This is a genomic window from Maribacter halichondriae (genome assembly GCF_027474825.1).
GTDB lineage: Bacteria > Bacteroidota > Bacteroidia > Flavobacteriales > Flavobacteriaceae > Meishania > Meishania halichondriae.
This window is the reverse complement of record NZ_CP107030.1, coordinates 4,363,065-4,378,602: the sequence shown is the minus strand read 5'-3', so window position 1 is coordinate 4,378,602 and position 15,538 is coordinate 4,363,065. Positions and strand designations below refer to the sequence as shown.

The 15,538-nt window shown below is 41.8% G+C and carries 10 protein-coding genes and 3 pseudogenes; 6 read left to right on the top strand and 7 right to left on the bottom strand.

Annotation, left to right across the window (positions count from 1 at the left end; all coding sequences use genetic code 11):
* Positions 1–22: 22 nt before the first annotated feature.
* Positions 23–1,419, bottom strand: a pseudogene (fumC, locus tag N8A86_RS20535) (class II fumarate hydratase).
* Positions 1,420–1,594: 175 nt separating this feature from the next.
* Between fumC and N8A86_RS20530 the strand changes: the two are divergent.
* Positions 1,595–1,771, top strand: coding sequence for a hypothetical protein (locus N8A86_RS20530; protein ID WP_273567071.1), 177 nt, complete (start codon positions 1,595–1,597; stop codon positions 1,769–1,771).
* A gap of 157 nt (positions 1,772–1,928) precedes the next feature.
* Here the strand turns inward: N8A86_RS20530 and N8A86_RS20525 are convergent, their stop codons facing one another.
* The 4 genes from N8A86_RS20525 to prfB all read right to left on the bottom strand — a co-directional run bounded on the left by N8A86_RS20525 (position 1,929) and on the right by prfB (position 6,478).
* Positions 1,929–4,301 (bottom strand): TonB-dependent receptor, encoded by a 2,373-nt coding sequence (locus N8A86_RS20525; protein WP_337251687.1) that lies wholly within the window; start codon positions 4,299–4,301, stop codon positions 1,929–1,931.
* A gap of 9 nt (positions 4,302–4,310) precedes the next feature.
* Positions 4,311–4,817 (bottom strand): hypothetical protein, encoded by a 507-nt coding sequence (locus tag N8A86_RS20520; RefSeq protein WP_273567070.1) that lies wholly within the window; start codon positions 4,815–4,817, stop codon positions 4,311–4,313.
* 92 nt (positions 4,818–4,909) lie between these two features.
* Entirely contained in the window at positions 4,910–5,251 is a 342-nt protein-coding gene (arsC, locus tag N8A86_RS20515; protein WP_273567069.1) for an arsenate reductase (glutaredoxin), read from the bottom strand.
* A gap of 125 nt (positions 5,252–5,376) precedes the next feature.
* Positions 5,377–6,478, bottom strand: a protein-coding gene (prfB, locus tag N8A86_RS20510; protein WP_273567068.1) for a peptide chain release factor 2 whose coding sequence is annotated in 2 segments (ribosomal slippage) — positions 5,377–6,411 and positions 6,413–6,478 — 1,101 coding nt in all. Because the reading frame shifts where the segments join, the coding sequence is not laid out codon by codon here.
* 86 nt (positions 6,479–6,564) lie between these two features.
* Between prfB and N8A86_RS20505 the strand changes: the two genes are divergently transcribed.
* Together N8A86_RS20505 and N8A86_RS20500 are read left to right on the top strand one after the other, a co-directional pair.
* The gene (locus tag N8A86_RS20505) at positions 6,565–8,967 is read left to right on the top strand and encodes a zinc-dependent metalloprotease (RefSeq protein WP_273567067.1); all 2,403 of its coding nucleotides are present in this window, start codon (positions 6,565–6,567) and stop codon (positions 8,965–8,967) included.
* A gap of 107 nt (positions 8,968–9,074) precedes the next feature.
* Positions 9,075–10,094 (top strand): annotated as a pseudogene (locus tag N8A86_RS20500) (threonine aldolase family protein).
* Here the strand turns inward: N8A86_RS20500 and N8A86_RS20495 are convergent.
* Both N8A86_RS20495 and N8A86_RS20490 read right to left on the bottom strand, forming a co-directional pair.
* Positions 10,089–10,412 (bottom strand): YegP family protein, encoded by a 324-nt coding sequence (locus tag N8A86_RS20495; RefSeq protein WP_273567066.1) that lies wholly within the window; start codon positions 10,410–10,412, stop codon positions 10,089–10,091. The pseudogene N8A86_RS20500 and the gene N8A86_RS20495 overlap by 6 nt on opposite strands.
* Positions 10,413–10,463: 51 nt before the next feature.
* Positions 10,464–10,790 carry a YbaB/EbfC family nucleoid-associated protein gene (locus N8A86_RS20490; RefSeq protein ID WP_273567065.1) on the bottom strand — a complete coding sequence of 109 codons (327 nt, stop codon included), beginning with the start codon at positions 10,788–10,790 and terminating at the stop codon, positions 10,464–10,466.
* Between the two features lie 144 nt (positions 10,791–10,934).
* Between N8A86_RS20490 and N8A86_RS20485 the strand changes: the two are divergent.
* The 3 genes and pseudogenes from N8A86_RS20485 (at position 10,935) to capB (ending at position 15,498) form a co-directional block, all read left to right on the top strand.
* A pseudogene (locus N8A86_RS20485) lies at positions 10,935–12,991 on the top strand (S9 family peptidase).
* A 78-nt stretch (positions 12,992–13,069) separates the two neighbouring features.
* Entirely contained in the window at positions 13,070–14,110 is a 1,041-nt protein-coding gene (gene capA, locus N8A86_RS20480; protein ID WP_273567064.1) for a cysteate synthase, read from the top strand.
* A gap of 128 nt (positions 14,111–14,238) precedes the next feature.
* A complete protein-coding gene (gene capB / locus N8A86_RS20475) occupies positions 14,239–15,498 on the top strand; it encodes a cysteate-C-fatty acyltransferase (RefSeq protein ID WP_273567063.1) in 1,260 nt (419 codons plus the stop codon).
* Positions 15,499–15,538 lie beyond the last annotated feature (40 nt).

Genomic DNA, 15,538 nt, shown 5'->3' with positions numbered 1-15,538 from the left:
TTAATTGAAGAAGACTTCAAAATTATTTTAATTCCCCCACCATGTCTTGTGGGCGCACCCATTTGTCATAGTCCTCTGCGTTTACATAGCCCAGTCTGACCGCTTCTTCTTTGAGGGTCGTACCATTTTTATGGGCGGTATTGGCAATTTCCGCGGCTTTATAGTACCCGATTTTCGTATTCAGCGCGGTAACCAACATCAATGAATTGTTCAATAATTCTTTGATAATCTCATGATTCGGTTCAATACCCACGGCACAGTTTACGTCAAAACTAACACATGCATCCCCCAGTAGCTGGGCCGACTGCAATATGTTGGCGGCCATCATTGGTTTAAAGACGTTGAGTTCGTAATGTCCTTGTGTGCCCCCCACCGAAATCGCCACATCGTTGCCCATTACTTGCGCGCATACCATGGTCAGTGCTTCACATTGCGTTGGGTTGACCTTCCCCGGCATAATGGAGCTACCGGGTTCGTTTGCTGGAATAATGATTTCACCGATTCCTGAACGGGGTCCGGAGGCCATCATGCGAATATCGTTTGCGATTTTATTCAAAGAAACGGCCAACTGTTTCAAGGCACCATGACTTTCTACGATGGCGTCGTGCGCCGCCAAGGCTTCAAATTTATTATCCGCAGTCCTAAAGGGCAGTCCGGTGAAATTGGCAATGTATTTGGCGACCAAGACATCATACCCTTTTGGAGTATTCAGGCCGGTACCAACGGCGGTACCGCCAAGTGCCAATTCGCTTATATGATCCAGCGTGTTCTCTAGGGCACGTAGCCCATGATCTAATTGCGATACATAGCCTGAAAATTCTTGCCCCAAGGTTAGGGGGTGGCATCCATCAAATGGGTACGCCCGATTTTGACGACGCTTGAAAATTCTTTCGATTTTTTATGAAGGGTGTCCCTAAGTTGTTTTACTCCCGGAATGGTTGTTTCTACAATTTTTTTATAGGCCGCAATATGCATTCCCGTTGGAAAGGTATCGTTCGAAGACTGTGATTTGTTCACATCATCGTTCGGCCGAATCGTTTTTTCGCCTTCGCCAATCTTTTTTCCAGCAATTTCGTGGGCACGATTGGCAATCACTTCATTTACATTCATGTTGCTCTGGGTACCAGATCCGGTCTGCCAAATGACCAGAGGAAATTGACTGTCATGTTTCCCTTCCAAAATTTCATCGCAGACTTGGGCAATTAAATCCCTTTTTTGTTTATCCAGTACACCCAATTCATGATTGGTGTAGGCAACGGCTTTTTTAAGATAGGCGAAGCCGTAAACAATGTCCAGGGGCATTGAGGCCGAAGGTCCTATTTTAAAATTATTTCGCGAACGCTCAGTTTGCGCACCCCAGTATTTATCGCTGGGCACCTGAACTTCGCCCATGGTATCCTTTTCGATTCTATAACTCATTGGTAGAAAATTTTGTGTCTATCAAAGGTAACGGTTTGTTGAAATATTTCCTTGAAACGAAAATGTAATTTAGGGTAGTTTTATCCGGCAAATAATCAAATCCTATTTTTTTTGATTTTGATTTGTACTATTTGTTCATTTCCAAGTATCTTTGTACCATTAAATTTTCACTGATATGTTTGAATTCGACCAATATTTAGGATTTTTAGCGTTTTTGACCATTTTGACCATCGGTTTTTGGCTGATGATATTCTTGTTGCTTTTCGTGGTTCCGTATTGGTTAGGTGGAAATTTATTGGAAATCTGGAAAGAGAAACGAGAGGCCAAACGTGCCAAACGTTTAGAACAATAAAAAAAGGAAGCCGATCGGCTTCCTTTTTAGTTTTATATCATTTTCTATACTCAACTTCCAAACTCTTCATCACCGCCACCATCATCTTGTCTTTGTCGATTTCGATTGTTTTGTTTTTTCTGATTGATTCGATATACAAAAGAAAGATTGAATTGCCTTACCCGCCACTGAAACTCGCTATCGGATGTAAAAAGGGAGTTTCGGTATACGACATTCGCTTTCTTGAGTTCAACAAATCACTAACGTTAAAGGCGATAGTACCTTTGTCTTTCAAAATGTCTTTGCTGAATGCCAGATTCAGGGAGAAAATACCTTCGTTTCTCGTTTGGGCATTTTGCGTCGGACCACGATAAAAAGCGTTTGTCTGCCAGTCGATTTTGCCAGGAAGCGTAACTTTTGAACTAAAGCGCGAAAACCAACTTGTATTTTTGGCCCCAAAATCAACACCATTAAACAAACCCTCTGAATTGAACTGAAAAAAGTTGAAGCTACCGTTAATTCTCCACCACTTAAAAGGATTGTAAAGTACTCCCATTTCGGCCCCGATACGTTCATTTGTCGATAAATTTATAGGCAATGAACGTATGATGGCTATACCATCTGAGGTAAGTTCGCCAGTTTCTTCTTGAATTCTTTCAAAGGAATTGGTTTCTTTTTGGTAATACACCGAAGAGGTCAAAGTCAACTTTTTCCACCTTTTCAAATAGCCCAAGTCATACGCGTTGGCAAAAGCCGGGTCTAAATCAGGATTGCCCTGAAATACATTCGTTCTACTAGATCGAGAGGGGAAGGGGTTGATGAAAAATCCCCTAGGTCGATTTATGCGCCTGTTATACCCTAAGGTCAGGTTCTCATTTTCAGCTAGTTCGTAAGTAACATTGATCGTCGGGAAAAGACCCAAATAATTTTTGTCAAAATCAAGATCTATTTCCGTGCCTAGAATCTCCTGTAACGATGCAACGTCAATACCGGTTACTTTTCCCTTTAATTGTGTATTTTCTAATCTCAGACCCAAAAGAAAAGAGAAGTCTCCGAATTTGTTTCCATATTGACTATAAAGCGCATTTACATTTTGGTTAAAAACAAAACGATTGGTCAGGCCTAAATTGGGTTCGAACTGGTCCGTTGCAAGATTAAGTTCTTCTAAGGCGAAATCCGTGTCGCTTTCTTCAAAATTACCACGATAACCGGCCTCAAATTGTGCTTCACCCATGGGCAAAACATAATCGACCTGGAATAGTACCTCGTTCTGCTCTTCAATTTCATTGATATTCTCACTGGCCACAGCCTCGTTGTTCGGAAACGTGTTGTTCTCGATTATCGTGGTCGGTTTTATTTCTTCGTCATAGGAGTATTGAAAATCTGCGGTTAGCTTATGACCTTCAGTATTAAAATCATTATTATAGTTTAACGATAACTGATAACTCTGCTCATCTTCAACTTCAACTTCTCGCCGCAAGGTTCTACTATCGATATCTGCGGCTATGAAACGGGTCGTATTGTTTTCGGTAACATCCTCTCCGTCGTTCAAACGTCCAAAGGCACTAGCCGTTAACGATGAAGTTTCCGTTAAGAAATATTCAATGCCCAAATTCGCATTGAAGCCACTATTACTTCTGTCAATGTCGCGCTCTTCTATAATTCTATCAAAGGCACCATTAAAATATGTGTTATCGAAAAGTGCATTTCCAGGTCCCTTGCGGTATCGATAGCCGATAGTGGTAAAAACATTGAATTTATCAGTGCGAAGGTTCAGGTTCGGTGTTATCGAGAGTGCATCGGGGTATCCGACGGTTGTATTTATCGTACCATTGAATCCTCTGGTTTTCTCTTTCTTCAAGACAATATTCAAAATACCGGCAGTACCTTCGGCATCATAACGTGCAGAAGGACTTGTAATCACCTCTACCTTTTCAATGGCGTCGGCGGGCAATTGACGTAGGGCGTCGGTTGAACCGAATCCTGCAAGGGCAGAAGGCCTACCGTTAATAAGTATTCTAACATTTCCATTGCCTCTAAGTGCTATCGCACCATCAACATCTACCGTAACCGATGGAATATTATCGAGGGCATCACTTATTGTGGCACCGCTATTGGTCAGGTCTTTACCGATATTGTATATTTTTTTATCCAACCGTACCTCTACGGAGGTTTTCTCGCCAACGACTTCTACCTCTGCCAATTGTTCGACATCTAACTTGAGTTTGATAGTTCCGAGGTCGGTAGAGGTTAGGTATTGTTGTTCTGCAAGGCTGAACGGTAGAAAAGAAATATATTCTATACTGACATTGTATCGGCCGGGTGCGGTCTCCACTTCAAACTTACCGTTTGCATCCGTAATTCCTCCAGTTACACGCTCCGGATTTCGAACGCTTTGCAGTACCAAAGTCGCATATTCAAGAGGTTGATTTGTTTCGTTGTCTAAAACTGTTCCCGAAATTTTGATGAGATCTGGCCTATTTCCTTCAGGTCGTTGGGCATTTGTTAAAAATGAAAATAGAATTAGGGCAATCGGGAGTAGTTTCTTCATATTAGTCTTTTATTTTCTTCTTTTTCTTTTTCTTTTTTCTTTTTTCTTCTCTTTTTCGGCCTTTTGAAGTCCGTTTTTTTGTAGTTCTACAAAACCCTCATATTTTTCCAAAGGAAGGCCCGCTTTAAGTTCTTCATCCTGCTCTTTCGTAATACGTTCCATGCCGGCAAGCATTTGCTCTTTCTCAAGTTGAAGAATTTGCATCTCGATCCGTTTCTGCACGTACTTTTTTAAGATACTCCCAAGCACCGCAGACTCGAATTCGTTCAGTTCAAGAACTTCGGTAAATCTGGGCATCTCCGCATCGACAATTTGCTCGGCGGTCATAGGCTCGGCCTCTTTCGGAGTATCTTGAATTTGTGGGATACCACTTCTCTGTCTACCGTAGCCATAACCATAACCGCTTCCATATCCGTAACCTCTACCTCCATACGGGCTACCGTATTGGGCCTGTAATTCGGATCCTATTAAGAATAGTGCGAACAATGCGATGAAATGCTTTAGGTTGGTTTTCATAATATATCGTTTTTAAAGACTACTAAATTAGATGATGGTTTAACCGGCTTTGGTTAAAACTTTGTTAATTGATAATACAACAAATATGCCTTTTATAAAATGCCACCGATAGCCGATGGAGGTCTTCCGATCATGGCCTTATCTCCGTTAATAACAATAGGCCGCTCGATGAGCTTCGGATTTTCTATCATTGCCTCTATAATTTTGTCTTCCGAGAGGTTTTGTCCTTTATAGCGTTCCTTCCAAACCGACTCGTTTTTACGTAGCAACTGTTCTGCGGTAATCCCTAGTTTTGTCAAAATGTCTTTTAGCTCATTTTTCGTTGGAATATCTTTCAAATATTCAACGACTTTAAATTCTTTTCCCGATTTTTCAAGAATTGCCAACCCTTCTCGGGATTTTCTACATCTGGGATTGTGGTAAATTCTAATCATTTTAATACTGTTTTGCGCTTGATGCATGGTGCACGAAGCACGATATCTCAAATCTCGTTTTTTGATGAATCGGCATCGCCCTTCGCCCAGCAAATCCTAACTTTCTACTTTCTACTGAACACTGCTCACTCCTCCTCCTTTTGGCCCATCATCATAAGGTACGCTTTCAGAAATGCATCAATATCACCGTCCATAACGGCATCGACATTACCGGTTTCCTCCCCGGTGCGGACATCTTTTATGAGTTTATAAGGTTGCATGGTATAGTTACGGATTTGCGACCCCCATTCGATTTTTTTCTTCGAAGATTCAATTTCTTCCCGCGCCTCCAGCTTTTTGCGCAGTTCGATTTCGTACAATTGTGATTTTAGCATTTTCATGGCCGTGGCCCTATTGTCATGTTGACTTCGCGAATCGGAACATGAGATCTGTATTCCCGTCGGGTGGTGTACCAACTGGACCTTGGTCTCTACTTTATTAACGTTCTGTCCACCCGCCCCGCTAGAACGTGCCGTGGTAATGGTAATGTCTGTGGGATTCACATCAACCTCTATACTATCATCGACCAGCGGGTACACATATACCGAAGCAAATGAAGTATGTCGCTTGGCATTACTGTCAAAAGGAGAAATACGTACCAACCGATGTACCCCGTTCTCGCTTTTTAGCCAGCCGAAGGCATATTCGCCATCGATTTCGAGCGTTACCGTCTTGATTCCTGCAACATCGCCTTCTTGATAGTTGAGTTCCTTGACCTTGTAACCGTTCTTCTCGCTCCACATTATGTACATGCGCATGAGCATTTCCGCCCAATCACAACTCTCGGTACCGCCTGCACCTGCCGTAATCTGTAAGACAGCGGGGAGTTCATCGCCCTCCTCGGAAAGCATGTTCTTGAATTCGAGCTTTTCGATTTGACCGATCGCTTTTTCGTACTGGGCCTCGACTTCTTCTTCTTTGACCTCGCCTTCTTGCAGGAATTCCAATAAAACCTCAAGGTCTGCGGCCAAAGTTTTGGCAACATTAAAATCATCCACCCATTGTTTTTTGGATTGGATGAATTTCATTTGTGCCTGGGCTTCCTGTGGATTGTCCCAGAAATCGGGAGCAAGCGTTTTTTCTTGCTCGTTCTCTATCTCGATAAGTTTCGCATCAACGTCAAAGATACCTCCTTAACGCACCAAGGCGATCTATAAGACCTTTGTAGTGGTCCGTGGTAATTGTCATTCGATCAAGTTTTGGTCAAAAATAAGACTTAACTATGGTAGTGCAATCAATTTTACATAAATTTAGAAATTCAATAAATTCCAATCATGAAACACTATTCTCTCTTTATTCTTACGCTCATTTTCGCTATTTCTAATTTGTCGGCACAATTCACGGAAAAAAGCAAAGATTTTCAAAAATTCAACGGACTCTTCAATTTTCAATACGATGACAAAAACGACAAGGTCTATTTGGAAGTCAATGATTTAAATAAGGAATTTCTATATGTCTATTCCCTGAGTAGTGGTATCGGAAGTAACGACATAGGTTTAGATAGAGGGCAGCTTGGAAATGAGCAAGTTGTGTTTTTTAAAAAAGCAGGAGGAAAGCTCTTACTTGTTCAGCCGAACCTTAGATTTAGAGCTTTGACCGAAAATGCTTTGGAGAAGAAATCGGTAGAGCAGGCCTTTGCTAAATCCATTATCGGGGGATTTAAAATAGAGGAAGAAAAAGATGGAAAATATATCATTGACATTACCGATTTTTTAATGCGTGATGCCCATGGCATATCCCAACGTTTGAAAAGAGCGGAACAAGGCACCTATAGTATCGATAAGGATAAAAGTGCCATGGCATTGGACCGAACAAAGTCCTTTCCAAAGAATACGGAGTTCGATGTGACCCTTACCTTTAAAGGAGATGCAAAAGGTGCCTGGATCCGCTCGGTGTCCCCGGACCCGGAATTGGTAACCGTAGCACAGCATCATTCCTTCATCGAACTGCCAGATGATGGTTATGAAAAACGGGAGTTCGACCCGCGAAGTGGCTCGTACCCGTTTACATACTACGATTATTCCACACCTGTACAAGAACCTATTCTAAAACGGTTTATTACCCGGCATCGTTTGGAAAAGAAAGACCCCAATGCCGAAGTAAGCGAAGCCGTGGAGCCGATCGTTTATTATTTGGACAATGGAACTCCGGAACCGGTGCGTTCCGCACTTTTGGATGGTGGAAAATGGTGGAACCAAGCTTTTGAGGCCGCAGGTTATAAAGATGCTTTTAAGATTAAAATGCTACCTGATGATGCCGACCCCTTGGATGCACGATATAATGTTGTACAATGGGTACATCGTTCCACTAGGGGCTGGAGTTATGGTAGCAGTATAACGGATCCAAGAACGGGAGAAATCATTAAAGGTCATGTAAGCTTGGGAAGTCTTCGTATTCGTCAAGATTATATGATTGCGCAAGCCTTGATGAACAAACCTTTCGCCGAGCGCGATGATAATTACCAACCCATGTTGGATCTAGCAATCGCACGCATCCGCCAACTTTCAGCCCATGAAATAGGGCATACGCTCGGTTTTGCCCATAATTACGCGGCCAGCACCAATGATAGGGCTTCGGTCATGGACTATCCGCATCCGCAATTTTCAGTCAATAATGGCGAAATTGATTTTTCTAATGCCTATGACACGGGAATTGGGGATTGGGACAAAGTGACCGTTGCGTATTCCTATACCGATTTTCCAGAGGGAACTAATGAAGAGGAAAGTTTAGACAAGATTTTATTGAAGGCCCAGGAAGACGGACTTCGATATATAACAGACCAAGATGCCCGCCCAGGTGGAAGTGCCCATTTCTTGGCCCATTTGTGGGATAACGGAGAAAATATCAGCGAAGAACTCGATGCTATGCTTAAGGTCCGTGGGACGGCCATCTCCAATTTTTCTATTGATAATATCAGAAGGGGAGAACCGAACACGGTATTGGAAGATGTTTTTGTACCACTATATTTTTTCCATCGTTATCAGACCGAGGGCGTTGCCAAAGTAATCGGAGGATTGGAATACAATTACGCTATAAAAGGAGATGGACAAATCGTAGTAGAGACCGTTGACAAAAAAGCACAGCAGCAGGCGCTACATAGCATTTTAAAAACGCTGGATGCTTCCGTGATTGCTATTCCCAAAGAAAAACTTTCCTTGTTTCCTCCTAGGGCTTTTGGGTATAGTAAAACACGAGAGTCAATAAAAGGTAAAACTGGGGTTTCGTTCGATGCGCTTTCAGCTCCTGAAACGGCAGCTGATATGACTTTAGGTTTTTTGTTGCATCCTGAACGGGCGTCACGTTTGATTCAACAAAAAGCTTTGGATCCGAAGAATTTAGGTTTGGAGGAAGTTTTGGATGAAGTTGTCGATAACACTATTAAAAAACAGCAAAAGGATTCATATTTGGGCGAAGTCCAGACTAATATCAACTTTAGAGTCCTATTTCATATGATGAATTTGGCGGCACATGATAATGTTCATCCACAGGTCAATGCGATTGCGAACCAAAAATTAAAAGAGTTGAAAACATCAATTTTAACGAGCGGTAAAAAGGCTGAAGCTGCTGAAATGGTTCGAAGAATTGACCAATTCTATGAGAAACCGGAGAATTTTAAAGTCCTGCCTTCACCGAAAATTCCAGATGGTTCGCCTATTGGCATGGATTGTTTTCACTAAAAAGAGGTTACTAGTTTGAGGTTGAGCAACTTGAAACCAGAGATCTGCCTCGTAGTAAGGCAGCCAACAGAAACTTGAAGCAAAAATGATAATTTAATAATCATCCATTGAACATAAACCTAATAAGCGACACGGTAACCAAACCCACTCCTGGAATGCTCAAAGCCATGATGACGGCCGAGGTGGGCGACGATGTTTTTAAGGCAGATCCTTCGGTCAACGCTTTGGAAAAAAAAGTGGCCGAAATGTTCGGTAAAGAGGCAGCGCTCTATTTTCCTTCGGGAAGTATGACCAATCAAACCGCAATCAAACTTCATACGAATCCTGGGGATCAATTGATTTGTGATAAATACGCCCATGTCTATAATTATGAAGGGGGTGGAGCGAGTTTTAATAGTGGGGTTTCCTGTAAATTGGTAGACGGACACCGCGGCATGATGACCGCTGAACAGGTCGAAGCAGCCATCAATCCGCCGGATTTTTACCATAGTCCGTTGACTTCATTGGTCTGTATCGAGAATACGACCAACAAAGGTGGTGGTGCCTGTTGGGATTTTGAGGAACTCAAAAAAATAAAAGCGGTCTGCGAAAAACACAATCTAGGATACCATTTAGACGGCGCAAGGCTCTGGAATGCACTGGTGGTAAAAAAGAATCGGCCAAACAGTACGGAGAACTGTTCGACACTATCAGCGTCTGTTTAAGTAAAGGGTTGGGCTGCCCCGTCGGATCGGTTTTGGTTGCGAGTTCAGAAACGATCGATAAAGCGATCCGTATCCGGAAAATTTTAGGGGGGAATGCGCCAAGCAGGTTATTTGGCCGCGGCCGGCTCCTATGCGCTCGAACACCATATTGAAAGATTGGCCGAAGATCATAAAAAAGCAAAAGAAATCGGGGAAGTGCTTCAAAGATTATCCTACATCAAAAAAGTAGAGCCAATAGAAACCAACATCATCATCTTTGAAATTGATGAAAGCAAAATGACAAGTGATGATTTTGTGAAAGGGCTGAATGAAAAAGGAGTCCAGCTTATCGGAATGGGTCAGGGGAAATTACGAATCGTAACGCATTTGGACTACACCGATGCGATGCATGAAAACTTCCTATCCCTCTTGAAAAATCTATAAGTTACCTGAATTCGATATATGAGAAATGCGGTTGATTACGTTCTTAATGCCGTTTTCCATGCCCGCTTCCGAAGTATACAATTCACTATGACCGATAAGTTTCCCGTTTTCATCCTTTACATTAAAAAGAAACTTGCCCTCGTGATTCGTCTTTCTTTCGAAGATATTTCGGGTATCGTCAATGTTCGTTAAGCGCCGGACCGTTCTTTTGATTTCATCCTTATTTGCGAACGGCACACTGTTCAACAGGTTTCCACCGTTTTCCGCTTTTAAACTAAACCCGAATCCATTATCCTTGATTTGTTTTATCTCTATCATGTTCAAGCTTTTTTTAAAGTTAGGATAAATCGGTGAATAGACTTTAATTTCTTATTTAAACAATGAGTCCATTCCAGGAATATTGGGCATCCCTTCTTTGGCGACGGCGGCCAATTCTGTCTCATTGACCTCAGTAGCCTTTGTAATGGCCTTATTGATGGTCATAACCAGATAATCTTCCAGTTGCTCCTTATCTTCCAACAGAGAATCGTCTATTTTTATTTCCTTTATGACCCTATTCGCCGAAATCGTTAGTTCCAAAAGTCCATCCAAAGATTTCTCGTTTAAGGTTACGGTATCAAGTCTTTTCTTGGTTTCCTCTACTTTTCGTTGGGTTTCTTTAAGCTTTCCCATCATTCCCATCATATCTCCGAACATAGGTTTTTTATTTTCAAGTTTATGTATTCAAAATTACTAAATTGTCCCGATAAATGAACGTACATGATACACCTTGGAAAAAACAAATTGATTTTCGCATTAAGTCTTACTTTTGCGCTCTCCTGTAAAAATGAAAATAAGAATATGACCGTCATAGAAGTCCCCGTAGCCAAAAAAGTGTCCAAAGAACTTGTTATGCACGATGATGTTCGAACCGATGATTACTATTGGCTGAATGATCGTGAAAATCCTGAAGTTATTTCCCATTTAGAAAGTGAGGATGCCTACTATGAAGCTATGACGGCCCATACCAAAGATTTTCAAAAAGTATTATTCGAGGAGATGAAGGGCAGAATCAAAGAGGATGATTCGTCAGTACCTTACAAGGAGAACGGATTTTGGTACGTAACCCGATATGAAACCGGCAAGGAATACCCAATTTACAGTCGACATAAAGAAACGTTGGAGGCCCCTGAAGAAATAGTATTTAACTGTAATGAAATGGCCGAGGGCCATGAATTCTTCAATTTGGGAGGCATTGGGGTGAGTCTAGATAACAAATTGGCCGCTTTTGGCGTCGATACGGTTTCCAGGCGGCAATATACCTTGCAGATCAAAAATTTGGAAACGGGTGAGATATTATCGGATAAAATTGAGAACACGACGGGCGGAGCGGTATGGGCGAACGATAACAAAACGATGTTCTATTCAAAAAAAGATCCAGTTACACTGCGGTCTGATAAAATCTACAAACACACGTTGGGTACCGATGCTTCAACCGATGAACTTGTTTTTGATGAAACGGATGATACCTTCAATGCCTTTGTTTATAAATCAAAATCAGACAAGTATGTCATCATTGGTTCTGTAAGTACATTGACTTCGGAATATCAAATATTGGAAGCTAACGATCCCAATGGAAAATTCAGAATATTTTCCCCAAGAACAAGAGGATTGGAATATTCAATTTCCCATTATGATGATTCCTTTTACGTCTTGACCAATAAAGACAATGCGACCAATTTCAAGCTGATGAGGGTCAATGAGAACGGTACAATCTCAGAAAATTGGCAAGAATTTATTCCTCATCGTGATGATGTGCTGTTAGAAGGAGTAGAGATGTTCAAGGAGTTCTATGTACTCTCAGAACGTCAAAACGGACTGAACAAACTAAAAATCAACCAATGGAATGGTGGTGAAGGCTATTATCTGCCGTTTGAAATTGAGACGTACACCGCTTACGTGAGCACTAATCCCGATTTCGATACCGAAATACTGCGCTATTCCTACAATTCATTGGGCACCCCTGCATCGGTCATCGATTTTAACATGCGTACCAAAGAAAAGGAAGTCAAAAAAGAGCAAGAAGTATTGGGAGGTAAATTCGCCAAAGAAAATTATGTGGAAAAGCGTGTGTGGGCGACGGCAAGAGATGGTGTGAAAGTACCGATGTCCATTATTCATCACAAAGATACTAAGCTGGGCGCTGGCACTCCGATCTTGCAATATGCGTACGGTTCTTATGGCGCGACGATCGATCCGTATTTCTCAACGGTTAGACTCAGCCTCTTGGATCGGGGCTTTGTTTATGCGCTTGCACATATCCGCGGAGGACAATATTTGGGCAGGCCGTGGTACGAGGATGGTAAATTATTGAAAAAGAAGAATACGTTTACCGATTTTGTGGATTGTTCCAAATTCTTGATCTCGGAAAATTATACCAGTGCAGACCATTTATATGCAATGGGCGGTTCTGCGGGCGGTCTGCTCATGGGTGCGGTGGTCAATATGTCGCCAGAGCTTTACAACGGTGTCATTGCCGCCGTGCCGTTTGTTGATGTGATCACTACGATGTTGGATGAATCCATTCCGCTTACTACTGGGGAATATGATGAGTGGGGCAACCCCAATGAAAAAGAATATTACGATTACATGAAATCATATTCACCATATGATCAAGTAGTGGCCAAGGAATATCCGAATATGCTGGTAACGACAGGTTTGCATGATTCTCAAGTACAATATTTCGAACCGGCCAAATGGGTGGCGAAGCTGAGGAAATGAAAACCGATGACAATCTGTTGCTTTTTGATATCAATATGGATGCTGGTCACGGAGGTGCTTCCGGGCGTTTTGAAGCGTTGAAAGAAGTCGCCAAAGAATATGCTTTTCTACTTGATTTAGAGGGCAAAATCAAGTAATCCGAAAAAAATTGTAATTTTGTTCAAGAATATTGCGGAACTAACGTTCTTCAATATTCTTAAACTTATATAGCCTATATGGAAGATAAGATTAAAGCCTGCAACAATATCCTAGAACTTATAGGAGATACCCCACTCGTTAAACTTAATCGAATAACCGCCAAGTTTCCCGGAAATTTCTATGCCAAGTTGGAATCGTTCAACCCAGGGCACTCCTCAAAAGATAGGGTCGCGGCCTATATTATTGAAGAAGCAGAGCGAAAAGGAATTTTGACCAAAGGGAGCACCATTATTGAAACTACCTCAGGCAACACTGGTTTTAGTATTGCCATGGTCAGTATAATCAAAGGGTATGATTGTATTTTGGCAGTAAGCTCAAAATCATCTAAGGATAAAATCGATATGTTGCGCTCTATGGGGGCGACCGTATACGTATGTCCGGCCCATGTGAGCGCAGATGATCCAAGATCATATTATCAAGTTGCTAAAAGGCTTCATGAAGAAACCAAAGGGTCTATCTATATCAACCAATATTTTAATGAGCTGAATATGGATGCCCATTATAGAACCACCGGGCCCGAGATATGGAGCCAAACAGGGGGTCAGATCACCCATTTGGTTGCCTGTAGTGGTACCGGCGGAACGATATCGGGTACTGCACGATATTTAAAAGAGCAGAATCCTAATATCAAAATAATCGGTGTGGATGCCTATGGTTCAGTATTGAAAAAGTACCATGAGACCAAAGAGTTCGATCAGAAGGAGATATATCCGTATAGGATCGAAGGATTGGGAAAAAACCTGATTCCGAGTGCAACGGATTTTGATATTATAGATGAATTTATAAAAGTTTCCGATGAGAAAAGTGCACATACGGCACGCGAAATCGCCAAAACCGAAGGCATTTTTGCCGGTTATACGAGTGGAGCGGTAATGCAGGCCGTAAAACAATTGTCAGCGGACGGTGTTTTTGATAAGAACAGCAAAGTAGTCGTTATTTTCCCCGATCACGGATCACGCTATATGAGTAAGATTTACAGTGATAAATGGATGGAAGACCAAGGATTCTTTGACACTGAAACCGTGGAAGAGACACAGCAAATACAATTTGTAAAGTAGAATAAAACTAATTTTTCGATATTAAAAAAGCGATACTTTTTGAAGTGTCGCTTTTTCTTTGTCCCTGATTTAATTATGAATGCTTGTCAAAAATCTATATTTTTGCAGGTAGAATCAACCCAAGCTACATGAGAGACTTATTTGAGCGTATCATTGAAAACAAAGGACCCCTAGGAAAATGGGCATCACAAGCCGAAGGCTATTTCGTTTTTCCAAAATTGGAAGGCCCTATTTCGAACCGGATGAAATTTCAAGGTAAGGAAGTTATAACGTGGAGTATCAATGATTATTTAGGACTTGCCAATCTTCCTGAAATAAAGAAAATAGACGGCGATACTGCGGCTGAATATGGTTCTGCCTATCCGATGGGAGCGAGGATGATGAGCGGCCATACCGATTTTCACGAACAATTGGAACAAGAACTGGCTGAATTCGTTAACAAAGAATCTGCATATTTATTGAATTTCGGTTATCAAGGTATTATGTCGGCTATTGACGCTTTGGTGTCAAAAGACGATATCATCGTTTACGATGTAGATTCCCATGCGTGTATTATCGATGGTGTGCGACTTCATATGGGCAAGCGTTTTACGTTCAAGCATAATGATATTGAGAGTTTAGAGAAGAATCTGGAACGTGCCACCAAAATGGCGGAACAGACTGGAGGTGGCATATTGGTCATTTCAGAAGGTGTTTTCGGTATGCGCGGCGAACAGGGTAGATTGAAGGAAATTGTAGCCTTGAAAAAGAAATATAATTTCCGGTTTATGGTCGACGATGCCCATGGTTTCGGTACACTAGGCAATACAGGTGCAGGAGCCGGAGAAGAACAAGGTATTCAAGACGATATCGATGTGTATTTTGCCACTTTTGCCAAATCAATGGCCAGTATCGGTGCTTTTTTAGCGGCCGATAAAGAAATTATAGATTACTTAAAGTATAATTTGCGTTCACAAATGTTCGCAAAGTCCCTTCCCATGATTTATGTCAAAGGAGCTTTGAAACGCCTTGATATGCTGCGTACTATGCCCGAATTGAAGGCAAAACTATGGGAGAATGTGGATGCACTGCAAAACGGACTTAAAGAACGTGGGTTCGATATTGGTACAACGACCAGTTGCGTAACTCCCGTTTACCTTAACGGAAGCATTCCCGAGGCGATGGCGTTGGTCAAAGACCTTCGAGAAAATTACGGTATTTTCTGCTCTATTGTAGTATATCCAGTAATTCCAAAAGGATTGATTTTATTGCGAATGATTCCGACAGCTACCCACACAATGCAGGATATCGAGGAAACGTTGGTGGCCTTTTCAGCGATTCGAGAGCGGCTTCAAAACGGTACTTATAAAAGACTTTCCGCTGCTGTGGCAGCTGCGATGGGAGAGTAAACAAAATCTTTGATTTTATAAATTCCAGTAAAAAAATCCT

Bases quoted from the DNA above. Each gene is read 5' to 3' on its own strand.
- N8A86_RS20530 (WP_273567071.1), top strand. From the start codon at position 1,595: ATGTTTGAATTCGACCAATATTTAGGATTTTTAGCGTTTTTGACCATT.
- N8A86_RS20525 (WP_337251687.1), bottom strand. From the start codon at position 4,301: ATGAAGAAACTACTCCCGATTGCCCTAATTCTATTTTCATTTTTAACA.
- N8A86_RS20520 (WP_273567070.1), bottom strand. From the start codon at position 4,817: ATGAAAACCAACCTAAAGCATTTCATCGCATTGTTCGCACTATTCTTA.
- arsC (WP_273567069.1), bottom strand. From the start codon at position 5,251: ATGATTAGAATTTACCACAATCCCAGATGTAGAAAATCCCGAGAAGGG.
- N8A86_RS20505 (WP_273567067.1), top strand. From the start codon at position 6,565: ATGAAACACTATTCTCTCTTTATTCTTACGCTCATTTTCGCTATTTCT.
- N8A86_RS20495 (WP_273567066.1), bottom strand. From the start codon at position 10,412: ATGATAGAGATAAAACAAATCAAGGATAATGGATTCGGGTTTAGTTTA.
- N8A86_RS20490 (WP_273567065.1), bottom strand. From the start codon at position 10,790: ATGTTCGGAGATATGATGGGAATGATGGGAAAGCTTAAAGAAACCCAA.
- capA (WP_273567064.1), top strand. From the start codon at position 13,070: ATGGAAGATAAGATTAAAGCCTGCAACAATATCCTAGAACTTATAGGA.
- capB (WP_273567063.1), top strand. From the start codon at position 14,239: ATGAGAGACTTATTTGAGCGTATCATTGAAAACAAAGGACCCCTAGGA.